This is a genomic window from Mucilaginibacter sp., assembly GCF_039935595.1.
Taxonomy (GTDB): Bacteria; Bacteroidota; Bacteroidia; order Sphingobacteriales; family Sphingobacteriaceae; genus Mucilaginibacter.
The window spans coordinates 15958-33105 of sequence record NZ_JBDTJZ010000073.1 but is presented as its reverse complement, the minus strand read 5'-3'; the positions used below and the strand labels follow the sequence as shown (position 1 = coordinate 33105).

The window sequence follows — 17148 nt, the reverse complement described above, 5'->3', positions numbered from 1 at the left end:
AAGGCTTTTACTTGCACCGCGGTAACCTGCTTCATGAAATACCAACGCAGGATCAAGATCAAGATGGATACACGCGGCGTATGACCATGCTTGTGCGATGATTTCTGACGCTTGTTCCATATCAGATGTTTTGCCCAACATACCATTCATAGTGTGCCGCCCTGAAGGGGGCATGGTAGCCACATGGCCGGCTTCGTGCAACATATCACCAGGATATAACAATTGTTCCGTATCTATAACTATTACGCCATTTTTTATGGTAAGGCCGGGCATTACCGCGCCGGTCTCAACTGGGCCCAGCAAGTGGGCCAGGCCAATATCCTGAAAAAAGCTTAGGATTATGTCAATAGGATAATTGTGGTTTGAAGAAGATATCATGCTTTATAAAGTAAGCGAAATATTTAATTTCGGTTGCTTTCAAAGGGGTTTTAATGTTATTGCTTAGCTATCCTATACAACTTACCTGAATCAGTACCTGCATATATAGCACCGTCCTTACCAACGGCCATACAGCGCCAGCGTTCGTTTTTATCAGCCAATAAACGCTCTTCGCCTACTACTTTATTGTTTTCAATAACCAGGCGTGTAATAAACTGGCTGCTTAATCCGCCTATAAACATGTTATTTTTCCACTCGGCTATGTTGCCGGTATAAAATAGCATACAACCCGGTGAAATTACCGGATCCCAATAGTAAACAGGCTGTATGGTCCCTTCTTTTTGTTGTATACCATCATATACCTTTACACCTCTATACTCAATACCATAAGTAACATATGGCCAGCCGTAATTACCGCCTTTTTTAATCAGGTTAACCTCATCACCGCCACGGGGGCCAAATTCAGTTTCCCAAAGGTCACCGGTTGCGGGGTTAATAGCAAAGCCGTCGGGGTTACGAAAACCGTAGGCATATATTTCGGGTTTGGCATTGGCCTTGCCAATAAAAGGATTATCTGCTACCGGTTTACCTTCTTTGGTGATATGCAATATTTTGCCTGTCGTGGTATTCAGGTCCTGCGCTTTTACGCGGATTGCGTCATCCATGCGGTCGCCGCTGCTTACAAATAGGTTGCCCTGCTTATCAAATAATAAACGCGAACCAAACTGGCCGGCACCTGCATAACGCGGTGTAACTTCATATATCACCTTTACGTTTTCCAACTTGGTTTCGTCGGCGGATAGTTTGCCCTTGGCAACAGCCAGCGTAGCCCCTTCGTCACTTGGTTGGGCGTAGGTCCAATATATCATACGGTTTTGGGTAAAATTGGGATCAATATTTACATCCAATAAACCGCCCTGGTTAGCAAACTGCACAGCGGGGAAACCCGTGATAACTTTATCAATTTTACCAGCAGTTGTTACTATCTGCATATTTCCGGGTTTGCCACTGATTAGTAAACGGCCATCAGGTAAAACATGCATGCCCCAGGGGCCACTCAATCCGGTACTAATAACGGTAGCTGTATATGGCGTTTTGGTTTTAACGCTTCCAATGCGGGTTTGCCCCGCAAAAGCGGGTTTATAATCGCTATTAGGGGCCTTAGTTTCTACCGGTGCCCCGGTTTGCGCGGTACAGGCAGTAGTTATTGATAAAATAATGGCGCCTAAGGCTAAGGGCCTATAAAATCTTGAAATCATAAGATATGTTTAATATTAAGGTATACAATGTAAGTTACAATGTTACCCGCAATATGTTTAATTACAATAGGTTTTTTACACTATTATTTAGATGTTTTTTCTGTTGACTTTTTATCTGCGTCCGGCTGCAATAATTCTAATATTTTATCCAGTTTTTCTATCTCGATGCTATTTAACTTTTGTAAAAGCTCTTCAATTTCCTTTTTGGCTTCAACATTAGTTTTATAGTCCTGATCGGCGTGATGGCGGTCGCGCTCATTTTGCCGGTTCTGGGCCATCATAATGATGGGTGCCGCGTAAGCTGCCTGGGTAGAGAACAACAGGTTCAATAAAATAAAGGGGTATACATCCCAGTGATAAATAAAACCCACCACGTTGGCTATCATCCACACGGCAACTATTGCTGTTTGTATGATAATGAACCGCCAGGATCCCATATTACTGGCTACCGAGTCGGCCAGATGCTGACCAAAACTTGATTCATCCTTGTGTTTTTGATGCCATGTTTTTTCGTTTTCCATAGAGGTGTTTTTTTAAGTGTACGCTGTATAAAGATATTTGTTTTAAACACACAATCAATAACCGTTATATAATTAAAAACTACCCGTAAGGGGCGAAAACCACATTATTATTGCTAACAACGTTCATTAGATGGAAAGAAAATTGGTACAAATTGCCAAATCAATTTACGGATATAAAAAAATAATTAAAATCAGTAAATATTTATTGTTTATCAATAAATATATTATATTTGTCAATAATTATTTATTATTCATTAAAAATTAAAGCAAATGAAAAAAATCTTATCAGCTATCCTTGTAAGTTATTTGTTATGGCCTGTTACAAGTATAGCACAAACAAATTATCCGGCAGCCATTTCAAAATACATGGAAGCCCAGGCCACTATCAAGCAATTTAGCGGCAATGTTTTAGTAGCCGTTAACGGTAATGTTATTTATCAAAAAGCATTTGGGTATGCCGACCGCGAGTGGAACGTGCCTAATTCCCTATCCTCAAAATTTGAGATAGGCTCATTAACCAAACAGTTTACCGCAGCCGCTATTTTGCAATTAGCAGAGCAGCATAAACTGAATTTAAATGATAAACTGAGCGTTTATTTTCCGGGGTATCCAAAAGGGGATAGCGTAACACTGCACATGCTGCTTAACCATACATCGGGCATTGCCGATTATACCGCGTTGCCGCGGTTTAATGCAGTGCATACACTTGCGTTAACAAGAGATTCGGTTATCGTACTGTTTAAAAACCAACCGTATGCATTTTCTCCGGGTACTAAGTGGCAATACAGCAACTCCGGATACTTTCTGTTGGGCTGTATCATTGAAAAAGTAAGCAAAAAGCATTATAACGATTATATAAAAGAAAACATACTAAGCAAGGCTTCCTTAGCTAACACAGGTGTTAATCACCTTGATTCTGTTCTTTTATATCGCGCCAAAGGCTATTCGCCGGAAAAAAGTGGGATAAAAAATGCTGACTATTTTTCCATGGAAATTCCGTTTAGCGCCGGGTCGATAATTTCAACCGTGCATGACCTGTACAATTGGCAAAAAGCTTTATTAAACGGGTTGGTTATTTCTAAAGAATCGGTATTAAAAATGACCACGGCTTATTTGGGTAATTACGGTTATGGGTTAAATATTGATCAATTTAACAACCATAAGCGCATTTCGCACTCTGGTGCTATCCCGGGCTTTAGCTCGTTTTTAGGCAGTTTCCCTGACGATAAAATTTTTATAGTGATATTGTCAAATAACGAAGGCGATGTTGGGGGTATAAGCGAGGCACTCTCTTCAATACTATTCAATTTACCGTATCAAATTCCTTATATCCCAACAGAGGTAACCATAAACCCTGCCGTTTTGAAAAAATATATTGGCAAATACCAGATAGAGCAGTCATCCGGAAATACCTATTTGGCATTGGTTGAAGATAATAACAAGTTGTATTTAAAACCCGAAGGTGCCGGCGATTTAAAAATGGAATTAAAACCTGAGTCAGAAACCAAATTCTTTTTCGCGCGGGATCATGACCAGGAGATAGAATTTACGTTAGACAAAAAAGGCAATATAGCCAAAACGTATTTTATTAATAAAGGGGCAAAGATTGAAATTAAGCCAAGAAATTAAGTGCATTTTATATAAATCACCTTGTCATTTCGAAACGAAGTAAGAAATGACAAGGTGATAATTACTTACGGCATCTTCTTTTTATCATATCTCCAACCGGGAAATTTGGTAATGCCCGGAGGGTTGCCGGTAAATACTTTGCCGGCTTCGGCATCGCCTTTTAGCTGCCATTTGTACCAGTTTACGGCTATTTTGGCGAACTCGCCGCCGTGTGGCTGACTATAAGTGCCGCCGTGGCCCACATCAAAATTGGCTACAAAAACAGGTACGTGGTTAATGTTTTTAAAGTCGTCCATACCGTTGGTATAGGCTATGTCTTTGTCGCCGCCCAAAATATACAGGGTAGGGGCATGTAGTTTTAAAAGCTGATCTTTCTTTAAATTAGGCATACCGCCCATAGCGGTAGACGCGTCAATAAAAATACCGCTGTTATAAATAACCTGGGTAGTTACACGCGGGTCGGGCGCGGTCTCTAAGGTTTGCAGGCCACCGCATGACATGCCGCTCACCGCAATTTTACTCACATCAATTTTTTGATAGTATGGGCTGTTTTTATCGCTGTTTTGCGCGATGGCCCAGTTAATAGCGTCCGTCATTTGTGATGAGGTTGAGCTGCCGCGACCTTTTTCGCCTTCCTGCGGCATTGGACCGATAGCTACAATTAAAAACCCGTGCGAAGCTACCTCTGATAAAAAGTTAACATGCTCCCACGGCGAGTTGGCGCAGGCCCCGTTACCCCAGGCAATAATGGGTAATTTGTTTTTGGTGCTGAATGCGCTCAGATCCTTAGGGCGAAAAACAGTATGCGTTGGCAAGCTGCTTTCCTGTATCATTAACGCTTTATAAGGGCCGGTGCCGCCATCTTCAATAGTTCGTGATGTTGGTTTGGCCGCTGTTGCCTGCGCAAAGCTCTTAGTTAAAGCTATGGCGAAAAGGCAAAGGGTTATTAAAAATAGTTTTTTCATGTATTTTGTGTTTGGTTAGTACAATGCTTTATATATCATAAAAGTGGAGCGGTGATAACACCGACCACAGGCTAAATATTAGATTATAAAATTTATTATCAGTATACAGGTACGGGTTATAAGGTTTTATAAAGTGTGAGTTTTTGAACAACTTGACTGGTATCTTTCCCGTTTATTGCCACGACTACAATTGGAATTGAATCAGGTAATAATATGGTTTTATAATCTTTAGTGATCACGTAACTACCGCGTGTCTCGAAGCCAACTATCTTCCAATTAATATCAGACCCTACTCCATCCAGTACAAAAGGCTTAGAAGAAACGATAACCAATTGTGATTGACAACAATTGATATCTTTCTTTAAAAACACGCCCTCTTCTCTCCAAAATTGGTGTTCAGCAAATATTTCTTTTATTGGTATATTATTTATCTTATTTCCCTTTATCCTGTACCCGCAAATAAAAGTACCATGAGACTTTGATTCTTTAATAGTGCCACTCATCTGCGGGCCGGGGCTATTATTAATATTAAAATCGCATGCTGATAGCGTAAAACAAACTACCAGACCTAAAAATGTCCATTTCGCTCTCTTAATATTTACTTTTCCCACCTACCTCAACTTAATCCTAATCACCCTATGGTTATTGGTCACATAAATAGTTTTCTGGTCGGCGCTAAAGCTAACGTTCGATGCCAGGTCATCCACCAAAATTTTACCCAACAATTTACCGGTGCTGTTAAACACCCAAATGCCATCAGGGCCGGCAGCAAATACGTTGCCTTGTTTATCAATTTTTAAACCATCGGGCAGGCCGTTACCATGTTTTGTGGCTGATTGCGCACTGTAAAATACTTTGCCGTTGGTAAGCAATCCGTTTTTATCCAGATCGTACACATACCAGTTGGATTTAAGCGAATCTGAACTGGAAATGATCAACCTTTTTTCACCCGGAAAAAGGCCTATACCGTTAGGGCGACTGATAGCCGTGGTTAACAAAGTTATTTTACCGTTTGATATGCGGTAAACACCCTGGTATTTTGCTTCTTTCAAAGGGTCTAAAGTGTTTTTTTCAAGGCCATAAGGTGGATCGGTAAAATAAATATCGCCATTGCTCATAAAAGCCAAATCATTGGGGCTGTCAAACTTTTTGCCGTTGTAGCCGGTAGCTATTCTGGTATATTTTGCTGTAGGTTTATCCAACGGCGCATCCATTAGGCTCACCACCCTGTCGCCATCCTGGCATATTACCAACTGACCTTTAGTGCTTAAGCCTAATCCGTTGGAGCCTAACTCGCCCCCGCGCGGTATTTTACCCGTATAGCCAGACGGTTTTAAATAAACTTCCTTGCCTTTAGCCTCGGTCCATTTATAAATAATATTGGCTTTCACGTCCGAAAACAGGAGCATCTTTTGGCTCTCTACCCAAACCGGTCCTTCGCTCCATAAAAAGCCGGTTGCTAAAATATCCGCTTTGGCATTTTTGCTTACAAGGGCGTTAAAGGCAGGGTCTAATGGTTTTAAGGTAATTAACGGCTTGGTGTGCTGTGCATAGCCGGTGCTTAAGCCTGCAAACAATAATGCCGCAGGTAATAATTTATGCAGGTTAATCATAACAAATGGTTGGTTTAAATGGGTTTATTAAGGCTAATATAATAATAGTTGGTTACAGTCAAACGGTTATTAGCACTGTTGTAACAATTATAGCTTAATTTTTATTTATTACGACGATAAATGTTAATTTGACATTATATTAGCGGGGCAGATTGAGCAACAACGCTCGCCCCACTATCTGCATTAATTTAACCAATTATAAAATACCATACCGCTTATGCGGATAACTTTATCAAATATCACAGTATGAGAAATTACTACAGCCGTTTATTACTATCAATAGCTCTATGTTCGGGCGCGGTTACATCAACCTATGCGCAAAAAAAGGTCGATTCCGCCGCTTATTACAATCAGGTTAAAACATTTTTAAACCCCGTTTTACCTGGCGACCATCCCGATCCAACCTTGTTGAAAGTTGGTAATGATTTTTACCATTGCGGCTCAAGTTTTCATTTTACCCCCTACCTGCCTATTTACCATTCAACTGACCTAGTGCATTGGGAAGTAATAAGCCGGGTAGTAATGCCCGAAAATGCGGCGCAGGTAAGTGATAGGCCTTCGCAAGGGATATGGCAGGGCGCAATTACTTATTTTTACGGTTCATGGTGGATATATTTTTCATCAAATGGGCAATGGTTCAGTAAGGCCAATTCACCAAAAGGACCGTGGTCAAAACCGGTGAAGGTTGAAACCAATCCAGCTACAGGCTCGCTGGGTTATGATAACTCTATTTTTGTTGATGACGATGGCAAACCCTATATGGTTATTAAAAACGGCCAAAAGGTTAACCGTTTACAGGAATTGGGCAAAGATGGACAACTAACAAGTTCAGTTATCAACCTTGATTGGATAAACGCCAAACTGCAATATAGCTGGGCCGAAGGGCCTGTAATGAACAAACGCAACGGTTTTTATTACTATTATCCTGCGGGCGATGTGTCGGGCGGGCAATATGTATTAAGGGCAAGTGCTTTAACTGCCGACTCGACCAAATGGGTAAGACAGGGCAACTTTTTTAAACCTATTACTGATGCTAAAGCCAGCTTCAGGATACCTAACCACGTTGGTGCACCGGTACAATTGGCTGATGGCACCTGGTGGACGATAGCCCAAAGCTACCAAAAGGTTGGCGGCGATGATTGGTCGGGCATGGGGCGCCAAACCTCGCTGTATCAGGTTACCTGGGAAGGCGACCGCCCCTGGGGCGCGGCCCCGGTAAGCACACCGGTTGAGCGGCCAAATTTGCCGCAATCGGGTATTTTATGGCGAAGCGTTAGTTCTGACTACTTTAACAGCAGTACATTAGGTATGGCCTGGCATTTTTTAAGCCGTAAGGCAAATGCTTCCTATTCGCTTACCGCGCGTAAAGGCTGGATAAGGCTTACACCGGATAAGGAACGTACCCATGTAATGCAGAAAGAAACCGACCATTACTATACAGCAGTTACCAAAGTAGATGTTAACCCGACCGATAGCCTGACCAAAGCAGGTATTTACTTAACCAATGGCAACCAGCGCGTTTTTGTGCAGTTGTATAGTGGCATACGCCAGGGTAATAAAGAAATTGTATTTAAGTTAGATACTGCTGTTAGGCATATAGCCAATACTTTTGGCAACGTGATTTGGCTTAAAGTACAACGCAAAGCGCACGAACTAACCGCCTATTGCAGCGGCGATGGCAATAAATGGGTTATGGTAGGTAAACCAATAAGCGCAGTTAGTTTAGATAAAGTGCAGCCAAATTATAACTCGTGGGTGGGTACAAGTGTGGGACTTTTTGCAGAGGGCGCGCCTGCCGATTTTGATTTCTTTATTTGCAAGGATGGATTTACCGAATTGCCTGCCGTAGGTTATAGCAACTATTATGGTGTAACACCGCTTAAAGATAAAGACAACGCGGTTACCAATACCTCCAATTACGGGGGCTGGTTCATGATATCGGGCGTTGACCTGGGCGATGAGCATGGCGCGGCTAAAATTGAGGTACTTGCATCATCATCAAAAGTAGGGAAACTGCAAATATGGCTGGATGACCTTAAAGATGGTAAGCTGATAGCCACCGTGCCGGTTACTAAAACAACAGGTAATAACTGGAAAACATTTGCAGCCGCTTTAAAAAATGTTAAGGGCCATCATGATGTATTTGTTAAATTCCCGGCAGGGGCCAAACAGGCTATTGCTGTTAAAAACATCCGTTTTGTAAAATAAACCCATTGCTCAATAAAGATTACATACATATATGAAAACTAAAAATCGTTTTGCCGCGCTGCTATCTGCCGCGCTTATACTGCCTGCCGCTGTTATGATGATGGCGATGTCGAGCGGAGAAAGGGAAAAAAATGTTAATCCCGCCCAGTCTGAAGGGGTTTGTGATATTTATGCAAAGGGAGGTACCCCTTGCGTGGCTGCGCATAGCACTACACGTGCGTTGTATGCCGCTTATAAGGGCCCGCTTTACCAGGTTAGGCGTAATTCGGATGCTAAAACGATGGATATTGGCCTGTTGGCAAGCGGTTATGCCAACGCTGCCGCGCAGGACGCATTTTGCGCCAATAATTTATGCGTAATAACCAAAGTATATGATCAGAGCGGTAAGGGTAATGACCTGTTGGAAGCCCCTCCCGGAACCTATAAAGGCACAGCCAAAGGTATGTATGATTATTTGCCGATAGCTGATATGGCACCGGTAAGTATTAACGGACATAAAGCCTACGGCATATTTATTATGCCGGGCATGGGTTTACGCAATAATAACGCTAAAGACCTGGCCATAAATGATGAAGCTGAGGGTATTTATTATGTGGTTGACGGTAAACATTACGATAGTGGTTGCTGCTTTGACTATGGCAACGCGTCAACCAATAGCCGTGCGGTAGGTACGGGTACTATGGAGACCACCTATTTTGGTACATCAACAGCATGGGGTAGCGGTAATGGCAGCGGTCCGTGGATCATGAGTGATATGGAGGCCGGCCTGTTTTCGGGATTTAGCGCCAAGAAAAATGATGTACCCAGTATTGATTCATGGCATTTTGTATCGGCCTTTATGGATGGTGGCAGCAATAACCAATGGGATCTGCGCGGCGGTGATGCACAAAAGGGAGGTTTAACAACTTTTTATAGCGGCGTTCGCCCGGGTACGCCGGCAAGTAAAGCTTACTCGCCCATGAGCAAAAAAGGAGGCATCCTTTTAGGCAATGGCGGCGATAACGGCAACGGATCATCCGGTACATTTTATGAGGGCGTGATGACCAGCGGTTACCCAAGCACCGCTACTACAGATGCCGTACATGCTAATATAGTTGCGGCACGTTATAATGTGCAGCCGGTAAGCCTATCGCGTATAACAACGTTTACGCCAAAATCAGCACAGGATGTTACATTAACCTATACTAACACAACAGGTTCAATAGTAAAAGGAGTAAAATTAAGCATCACAGCACGCAAAGGCTGGGTGGTTTCGGCCGCATCAAAAAGCTTTGCTGCTGTTGCGCCGGGTGCAAGTGTAAGTGCTGATTTTAAAGTTACTTCGCCTGCAACAACGGATGCAGGCTATATCACCGGCAAAGCAAGCTGGGGTACCAATCAATCAGAAATAATTAGTCAAAGGGTGCGTAGCGTGCCGCCGGTAAAAATAAATGAAGTGCGTTTTTTTGCAGATGGCAGCACAACCAATCAGTTTGTTGAGTTGTACAACGCTTCGGCAAATAAGGTTGATATTTCTAACTGGACAGTTATACATACGCTGGGAGGAATATCTACCGTTAAATTAGGCACCATACCCGCAGGTACAAAAATTAACGGGCATGGGTTTTATGTATTCGGCCTTGCAGTGTCCGGGTTAATTGCCCCTGCTAATATTGGCGATATGCAAATTAACGTGCAAAGTGTAGCCGGTTTAACAGCCGGGCAAATCATTAATATTGATGGCGAAATGCATAAAATTGCAAGCGTAGGTACAGCCGCGGCACCGGTTACGTCATTATATATTCCTGTGTCTACCAGTTCGCGTTTGGTTATACCGGCGGGCTCAACAAACATCCCGGTTACCAGTACAGCAGGATTTGCAGTGGGACAAAAAATAGGTATTGATTTAGGCGGTAATTACGAAGTGGCGATGGTAACAGAGGTTGGTAAAGCCGGTACGCAATCAAACCTTTTTGCCGAAGCAAAGGCAGGTAACACGTCGATAAAAGTTACCGACAATTCAACCATGACCGTCGGCGAAACATTGACCATAAATACCGGCGCACGTAAGGAAACCGTTACGATAAAAAGCATTAAAAATGTGGTAACTGCACCGTTCAGGGGTACAGGTGAGGCCGGAGAGGTGGAGCTTACCGCCCCATTAAAACTTGACCACATGGTAGGGGTTGACGTATACGCGCAGGGTACAGGTATTAGCTTTTCTCCGGCCACAAAATTTGCGCATTTAAGTGGCGATGCAGTGCAAGCCTTGGGCACAGGTATTGTGCTTGACGAAAAAATCACCAAACATCACAATACCGGTGCGCCGGTAATTGATGCTAAAAATACGATGGCCGGTTATCAGGGCCCAAAACCAAATCAATGGTTTGGTATGCCAATGTCTGTTACGGCAGGCTCATTGGCACTTATGGACGGTAACGCGGTGGCTGATGCTATAGTTTATGGTCCGCAGCAAGGTAACTCCAGCGCAAACGGTGCTGTTACCAGTCCTGAATTGGCTACTTTAGAAGGTGTGCAGGGCCAGGGTGGTTGTATTGTGAATTTGCCGGGCTCTGCATCAGGAGCAAGGGGATTTACGCAAAACGGAACGCAGGTTAATAAAAGTTTAGGCCGTTATCCTGACGGTTATGATACCGATAGCAACTGCAACGATTTTGCCGTACAAAGCAGTGTTACATTAGCCGGTGCTGTAACAGCAGGATCAAATAATATTAAAGTTTCGGGCGTAAACGGTTTTAAAGCCGGTCAAAAAATTACTATAGGCACGGGCAATACTGCCGAGAGCGCAACCATAGCTTCGGTTGGTACAGCTGGTGGCACTATTGTAAATACTGCAACAGCCGCAGGCGCGACAACGATCCCGGTTAGCAATGTAGCAGGCTTTGAGGTTGGGCAAACCCTTATTATAGGTACCGGTATAAACCGCGAATTAGCAATTATTGCGGCCATTACGCCGGGAAGACGTGGGCCGGGTGGTAATGGTGCAGGCAGTTCTATTACTGTTAAGGCACCGCTTGTAAATACATACGGTGCAGACACGCCTGTTACAGGCACCGGCATTATGCTTGCCGTTCCGTTAGCTAAAGCTCATGATAGTGGTGCCCAGATAATCAGTGGTTTGCCTACACCAGGCGCTGCTAATCAGTACACCAAAGCGTCTATTAAATAAATTTAAAGTTAGTGGGCATGAACAAGTATTTCATCGGATTAGCACTGGCAGTTACGCTTGCATTACAGGTTAGGGCACAGGTGCAAACACCAAAGCCTCGCATTGTGGTGTTAACCGATATTGCGCCTATAAACATTGAGCCTGATGATATGGAATCAATGATAAGGCTGCTTGTTCATGCTGATCTGTTTGAAATTGAAGGGTTGGTTTCTACAACAGGGTGGAGCGATTATGGGGGCGATGAGCACCCGGAGATCATCCATACCTTAATTGATGGGTATGAAAAAGACCTGCCTAACTTAATGAAACGGTCGGGCCAAAAAGGTTTCCAGACTAATGAAAGTAAACAAAAAATAGGCTACTGGCCAAGCGCGGGGTATTTGCGCCAACGTGTGGTAATAGGCAGTAAAAAAGCGCAAATGAAAAATATCGGTACTGATAATAATTCGGCAGGTGCCGACCTGATTATCAAAGCCGTGGACGAAAAGGACGACCGCCCGGTTTGGGTGCTGATTTGGGGTGGCGGCAATACGGTTGCACAGGCTGTTTGGAAAGTACAGCACGAACGCAGCCCCGAACAGTTTAAAGCCTTTTTACATAAACTGCGTATTTATACTATTACCGATCAGGATCGCCCGCAGCGGCGGTTTAAACCCGACCAAAGTTCGCATTACTGGCTGCGCAAGAGCTTTAGTGATCACCTGTTTTTTATCTGGGACGAATCTGCCTGGCTTTATCAAAACAACACAGGTAAAAAAAACTGGGAGCAATATGCCGCCAATATCCAAAACAAGGGTAACCTGGGTACTTTGTATCCTAAATACAAGTGGGGTGTAGAGGGCGATACCCCTTCGTTTTTATATGTATGGCCTAACGGGTTAAATGATCCCGAAAACCCAAGTGCGGGTGGCTGGGGCGCTTTTTTTAACCGTACCATTACGGCAGATAGCGTAACAACCGCGTATACCAACCAACCTGGTACCACCGCGAACTTAGTTTCAAAAAAATACGAGGACAAGTTTTATCCGGCCATATTTAACAATTTTGCGGCCCGTATGGATTGGGCCAAAAACGGCGCTGGCAACCGCAACCCGGTGGTAATTGTTAATAAAGACAAAAGCCTAAATAAAATTACACTTAAACCCAAAGTGGGTTCAACTATTACTGTAGATGCCTCGGCAACTTTTGATCCTGATGGCGAGAAGCTAACTTATAACTGGTGGATACTTACCGAAGCCGGAACTTATAATAAGGATGTACAGCTTTCGGCAACAGATCAAAACAGGGTAACCTTAAAAATACCTGCCGATGCTGCCGGGAAAAGTATTCATTTAATTTGTGAGGTTACTGATAATGGTAGCCCGGTATTAACCGGCTATCGTAGGGTAGTTATTGTGCCGAAGAAATAAAGAAGAAGTAGAAACGCAGGATATATTCATTTTCGCTTAACCATTATTTACCAAATCAATAAAACTTAACCTATTATGAGAATTAAACTTTACACTGCGACATTGTTTTCGCTGTTTGCCGGCACTTTGCTGTGCCATGCTCAGGATATTTTACCTTCAACTTCACTGGTATACCCGGGGGTTGATGGCAAATTAGTTTATGTAGCCGATAGCCTGGGTAACAAGATCCCCGATTTTTCTAACGCCGGATATAGGGGCGGAGGGTCTGCAATACCCTATATACCTAATAAGGTTACTGTTTGGCCCGTAGCAGGCGATAACTCGGACAACGTTCAAGCTGCCATTGATAAAGTTTCGGCTATGCCGTTAGATGCATCAGGCTTTAGGGGAGCAGTGCTTTTAAAAATGGGTTTTTATCCGCTTGATAAGCCATTGTATATAAAAGCATCAGGCGTGATACTACGTGGCGAGGGCATGAGCGAAATAGGCACCATATTATATGGAAAAACCGTTAAGCCGCGCCCAACCGGACGCGCTGCGCGCCCCGCACTGATCAATATAAGTGGCGATAAAGGTATTGCCGTGCAGGAAGCCACCAAGCAAACTATTACCACCAATTATGTGCCGGTTGGTGCCCGCTCGTTTAATGTGGCATCGGCTAAGACATTTAAAGTTGGCGATAAAGTTTTAGTGCGCCGTTACGGTAACCAGGATTGGATAAAATTCATTGGCGAAGACAGTGTAAGCGCCGGAAGAAACCGGTGGCGCCCGTTTACTATAACCTATGACCGTGTTATAACTGATGTTAAAGGAAATACCATAACTGTAGATGCCCCTATTTTTACCGCGGTTGAAACCCGTTGGGGTGGTGGAGATGTGGTTAAATATGATGATGAGCGTATAGAAAACGTTGCTGTGGAGAACCTGCGCGGCATATCTGAATATGACCCAACTGTGCGCACAACCAAATACGGTAATATGGACAGGCCCGATAATGTGACGGCTGCCGAGTATAATGGCGAGGAATATTTCTCGGACGAGAACCATTATTCCAACTTTATCAATTTTAGCAATAGCAAAAACGGCTGGGTGCGTAATATGACGGCTATGCACTTTGTAAGCAGTGTAGTGCAGGTTAATGCAGGTTCAAAATGGATAACTGTACAGGACTGCCAATCGTGGGAGCCGGTATCGGTGCGTGCGGGTGGTCGCCGGTTTATTTACCATGTGCTGGGACAGCTTACTTTGGTACAGCGTTGCTTCTCGCAAAAAGGAAGGCACAATTTTGTATTGCAACAATCAGAAGCAAGCGGCAACGTATTTTTGGATTGTACGGCGGTTAACCCATACTCAACCAGCGAACCACATAACCATTGGGTAAATGGAGTGCTATATGATAATGTGAAAGCACCATTAACAGCCCGTTATTGGGATTACATTATAGGCTGGGCCGGTGCCAATATTGTATTTTGGAACTGCGAGGGCGACTTTTTGATACAAAGTCCGCCCGGAGCCAAAAATTATTCTTTCGGCCATATTGGTACAGCATCGGTTATTTATAACAAGCCGCTGCAGGATCTGACCAAGCCAAGAGGGTTCATTGAGTCGTTAGACAAGCACGTTACACCAAGAAGCCTGTACCTAACCCAGCTTAAAGAGCGCTTAGGTATGCAAGCCGTAAATAACACCATAGCCAAACCAAACCAGGACTATTAGTTGTAAGTAGAAATAAAATAGCCTACAAATCATACTTGCAGGCTATTTTGTTTTACCCGTTATAGTTCGGGATCAAATTCTATGATCCACTCAATACCATATTTGTCTCTAAACATTCCGGCGTATGTACCCCAGGGACTGTCGCCAATGGGCCCTTCAATATCTCCGCCTGCTGATAAGCCGGCAAACAGCTTGTCGGCTTCGTCACGGCTTTCGGCGCTAATTAATATTTTAAACCTGTTTTCGTTTTCATTTACCCGGTCCATAAATTCCGGAACATCATTAGCTATTAACCTATTGTGTTTTCCCAGGGGCAAAACAATGGTCATTATTTTATCTGCTTCGCTTTCCGGTACCTGGAATTCGGGGCTTGAAAGTTCTTTAAAGCGAACGATCTTTGTGAACTCGCCGCCAAAAACCGATTTGTAAAAAGTAAATGCCTCTTCAGCATTTCCATTGAAGTTGATCCACGGGTTGATTGTTCTCATAAGGTTATTTTAAGTTTGGTTTTTTTAAAAAGTTAATTTTAATAATAACAAATATATTGGCTTGTTTTAAACAGAGGGCGGCTAAAAGCGACATAAATAGGTGGTAATAAGGACAAATTACGATACAGGTTAGTCGGGGATTGTAAACTAGGACTAACGTGTTATTGAACAAAAAGCATATTTTGTAGTCGCAGACTACAGGCATAGTAATCCGAAGTCAGAGACGTTCGGATAGCGGGGGGTATTGTTAGGTAGCAAGGTTATATTAATAAACTGCCAAGCCGTTGGCCGCGATTGGCAGTCTTGAAATTTCTGAACCAGATACTGGTGCCAAAGCCCCGTCGGCAACTGCATAACCCAATATTTGATTAGATTTTGAATTTAATACATAAACAAAATTATCATTTTTACTTAATGCAATATCTATTGGAGCAAATCCGGAGCCGAGGTTTTGTGAGATAAAATGCGTTTTTATAACTCCCGTTACCCCAGTTAAACCAAATGATGATATAGTGTTATTTGTTGTGTTTGTAGCAAACACTGCTGTTTCTTTACTATTTACTACTGCCCAGCAAATTCCCAACTCACCTGTACGAAATGTTGATATAAAATTAACGTCACCTGATGGTGTAATAGCGTATGATGATAATTGTCCGCCGGTACTAACACCCACGTTCTCTTCGGTAACATATATACGCCCTTCGGCACCAACTCCAAAACCAAAAGGTGTATTAGTAAAAGATTTTACTGTTTGCCTGTTACCTGCTGAACCCATATTATTTAAAACAAACGTGCTTATATTGTTTGATTGACGTTCTGTAACAACTAATACGTTTGGACGTACAAAAGAGATTTGGGCACCCAATACATTAACACCACTAAGCGATTGAATGGAACCTGCAATAGGGATAAGTTCACCTTTATCAGAAATAGTAAACCCGGCCACCTGATCACTACTAACATTTAAAACATATACCAGATTGCCTTTTTGGGTAACACTAATAGGTTTAATACCTAACGACGGGTAGACACCAACAAAAATTAATTTATTATTATCAAACTTAAAAGTACTTATATCATTGCTTTGTGCGTTGGTAACAATTACAAATTTTTTATTATCACTTAATATGATTGAACCCTGGTTGCCAAGACCAGCACTTGTACCTAATCCCCTTGTTTCATATGATGCTACATAGGTTAGCTTCCCTGACTCTGATCTGTTATATTGAAGTATTCTATTTCCTGATGTTTCATTGGTTTGTATGAACAAACTGCCTATGTCTGACAAAGTCACATCAGCGGGAGCTACATTTGAACTTTTTTTACATGAAAACAATAAAAAAACTGTAAAAGCCAAAAATTGAAAAACTATTATGCTAATTGATTTTTTCTTCATAAAAAATAAGTTTAATATCAGGCTTTTGTATTTACGGTATTAAGAGATTAATAGTTTAAATTATAACTCTTAATCATTATTTATTTAGTCGGTAATATCTTTGATTCCTTACAGTATTATTTAATTATAAATTTTGACTGTCGCGAGTTTACAATTTGAGGTCCGGCTACCGGATTAATTAACAACTTCACCCGTTGCTAAGGCAAGTGTCTCGCTTGTGGTACGCTATATAGGTAAACCATTGTCTTGTCCTGAAATAGGTTTACCCAACAGTAAACAAAAATGGAAAGATATTCAAAAGTGTATGGCGGCAAATGGCAAAGCCAGTACAGCGAGGAATTTAAGCGCAAAGTATGCCAGGAATATTTAGAATGCCAAGATAGTCGAACGACAATTG

Annotated in this window: 12 protein-coding genes and 1 pseudogene; 5 read left to right on the top strand and 8 right to left on the bottom strand. The window is 42.6% G+C overall.

Annotated features, from left to right (window positions below):
- The 3 genes and pseudogenes from ABI367_RS04605 to ABI367_RS04595 all read right to left on the bottom strand — a co-directional run.
- Positions 1-378: pseudogene (locus ABI367_RS04605) on the bottom strand (hypothetical protein); the annotation flags it as partial.
- A 56-nt stretch (positions 379-434) separates the two neighbouring features.
- The gene (locus tag ABI367_RS04600; RefSeq protein ID WP_462230913.1) at positions 435-1637 is read right to left on the bottom strand and encodes a PQQ-dependent sugar dehydrogenase; all 1203 of its coding nucleotides are present in this window, start codon (positions 1635-1637) and stop codon (positions 435-437) included.
- Positions 1638-1720: 83 nt separating this feature from the next.
- Positions 1721-2158, bottom strand: coding sequence for a DUF1003 domain-containing protein (locus tag ABI367_RS04595; protein WP_462230911.1), 438 nt, complete (start codon positions 2156-2158; stop codon positions 1721-1723).
- A 270-nt stretch (positions 2159-2428) separates the two neighbouring features.
- Between ABI367_RS04595 and ABI367_RS04590 the strand changes: the two genes are divergently transcribed.
- A complete protein-coding gene (locus tag ABI367_RS04590) occupies positions 2429-3787 on the top strand; it encodes a serine hydrolase (RefSeq protein ID WP_462230909.1) in 1359 nt (452 codons plus the stop codon).
- Positions 3788-3852: 65 nt separating this feature from the next.
- On the opposite strand, the gene ABI367_RS04585 is transcribed toward ABI367_RS04590, so the two are convergent.
- The 3 genes from ABI367_RS04585 to ABI367_RS04575 all read right to left on the bottom strand — a co-directional run bounded on the left by ABI367_RS04585 (position 3853) and on the right by ABI367_RS04575 (position 6365).
- Positions 3853-4752: an alpha/beta hydrolase family protein gene (locus ABI367_RS04585; protein ID WP_462230907.1), complete on the bottom strand. Its 900-nt coding sequence runs from the start codon at positions 4750-4752 to the stop codon at positions 3853-3855.
- A gap of 116 nt (positions 4753-4868) precedes the next feature.
- Positions 4869-5363: a hypothetical protein gene (locus tag ABI367_RS04580; RefSeq protein ID WP_462230906.1), complete on the bottom strand. Its 495-nt coding sequence runs from the start codon at positions 5361-5363 to the stop codon at positions 4869-4871.
- On the bottom strand, positions 5364-6365 hold the full coding sequence (locus ABI367_RS04575) for an SMP-30/gluconolactonase/LRE family protein (RefSeq protein WP_462230904.1): 1002 nt from the start codon (positions 6363-6365) through the stop codon (positions 5364-5366). It abuts the gene before it with no gap.
- Positions 6366-6611: 246 nt separating this feature from the next.
- Here ABI367_RS04575 and ABI367_RS04570 point away from each other — a divergent pair, with 246 nt between their 5' ends.
- The 4 genes from ABI367_RS04570 (at position 6612) to ABI367_RS04555 (ending at position 14867) form a co-directional block, all read left to right on the top strand.
- The gene (locus tag ABI367_RS04570; protein ID WP_462230902.1) at positions 6612-8573 is read left to right on the top strand and encodes a family 43 glycosylhydrolase; all 1962 of its coding nucleotides are present in this window, start codon (positions 6612-6614) and stop codon (positions 8571-8573) included.
- A 31-nt stretch (positions 8574-8604) separates the two neighbouring features.
- The gene (locus ABI367_RS04565) at positions 8605-11742 is read left to right on the top strand and encodes an arabinofuranosidase catalytic domain-containing protein (protein ID WP_462230900.1); all 3138 of its coding nucleotides are present in this window, start codon (positions 8605-8607) and stop codon (positions 11740-11742) included.
- A 17-nt stretch (positions 11743-11759) separates the two neighbouring features.
- Positions 11760-13151, top strand: coding sequence for a DUF1593 domain-containing protein (locus ABI367_RS04560; protein WP_462230898.1), 1392 nt, complete (start codon positions 11760-11762; stop codon positions 13149-13151).
- A 75-nt stretch (positions 13152-13226) separates the two neighbouring features.
- Positions 13227-14867, top strand: a complete 1641-nt coding sequence (locus ABI367_RS04555) for a hypothetical protein (protein ID WP_462230896.1) — start codon at positions 13227-13229, stop codon at positions 14865-14867.
- A gap of 59 nt (positions 14868-14926) precedes the next feature.
- Here the strand turns inward: ABI367_RS04555 and ABI367_RS04550 are convergent, their stop codons facing one another.
- Both ABI367_RS04550 and ABI367_RS04545 read right to left on the bottom strand, forming a co-directional pair.
- Positions 14927-15355, bottom strand: a complete 429-nt coding sequence (locus tag ABI367_RS04550; protein WP_462230894.1) for a VOC family protein — start codon at positions 15353-15355, stop codon at positions 14927-14929.
- A gap of 265 nt (positions 15356-15620) precedes the next feature.
- Positions 15621-16751 (bottom strand): lactonase family protein, encoded by a 1131-nt coding sequence (locus ABI367_RS04545; RefSeq protein ID WP_462230892.1) that lies wholly within the window; start codon positions 16749-16751, stop codon positions 15621-15623.
- Between the last annotated feature and the right edge of the window lie 397 nt (positions 16752-17148).

Coding starts and splice junctions, on each gene's coding strand:
- ABI367_RS04565 (WP_462230900.1), top strand. CDS start 8,605: ATGAAAACTAAAAATCGTTTTGCCGCGCTGCTATCTGCCGCGCTTATA.
- ABI367_RS04590 (WP_462230909.1), top strand. CDS start 2,429: ATGAAAAAAATCTTATCAGCTATCCTTGTAAGTTATTTGTTATGGCCT.
- ABI367_RS04555 (WP_462230896.1), top strand. CDS start 13,227: ATGAGAATTAAACTTTACACTGCGACATTGTTTTCGCTGTTTGCCGGC.
- ABI367_RS04545 (WP_462230892.1), bottom strand. CDS start 16,751: ATGAAGAAAAAATCAATTAGCATAATAGTTTTTCAATTTTTGGCTTTT.
- ABI367_RS04560 (WP_462230898.1), top strand. CDS start 11,760: ATGAACAAGTATTTCATCGGATTAGCACTGGCAGTTACGCTTGCATTA.
- ABI367_RS04570 (WP_462230902.1), top strand. CDS start 6,612: ATGAGAAATTACTACAGCCGTTTATTACTATCAATAGCTCTATGTTCG.
- ABI367_RS04595 (WP_462230911.1), bottom strand. CDS start 2,158: ATGGAAAACGAAAAAACATGGCATCAAAAACACAAGGATGAATCAAGT.
- ABI367_RS04575 (WP_462230904.1), bottom strand. CDS start 6,365: ATGATTAACCTGCATAAATTATTACCTGCGGCATTATTGTTTGCAGGC.
- ABI367_RS04550 (WP_462230894.1), bottom strand. CDS start 15,355: ATGAGAACAATCAACCCGTGGATCAACTTCAATGGAAATGCTGAAGAG.
- ABI367_RS04585 (WP_462230907.1), bottom strand. CDS start 4,752: ATGAAAAAACTATTTTTAATAACCCTTTGCCTTTTCGCCATAGCTTTA.
- ABI367_RS04600 (WP_462230913.1), bottom strand. CDS start 1,637: ATGATTTCAAGATTTTATAGGCCCTTAGCCTTAGGCGCCATTATTTTA.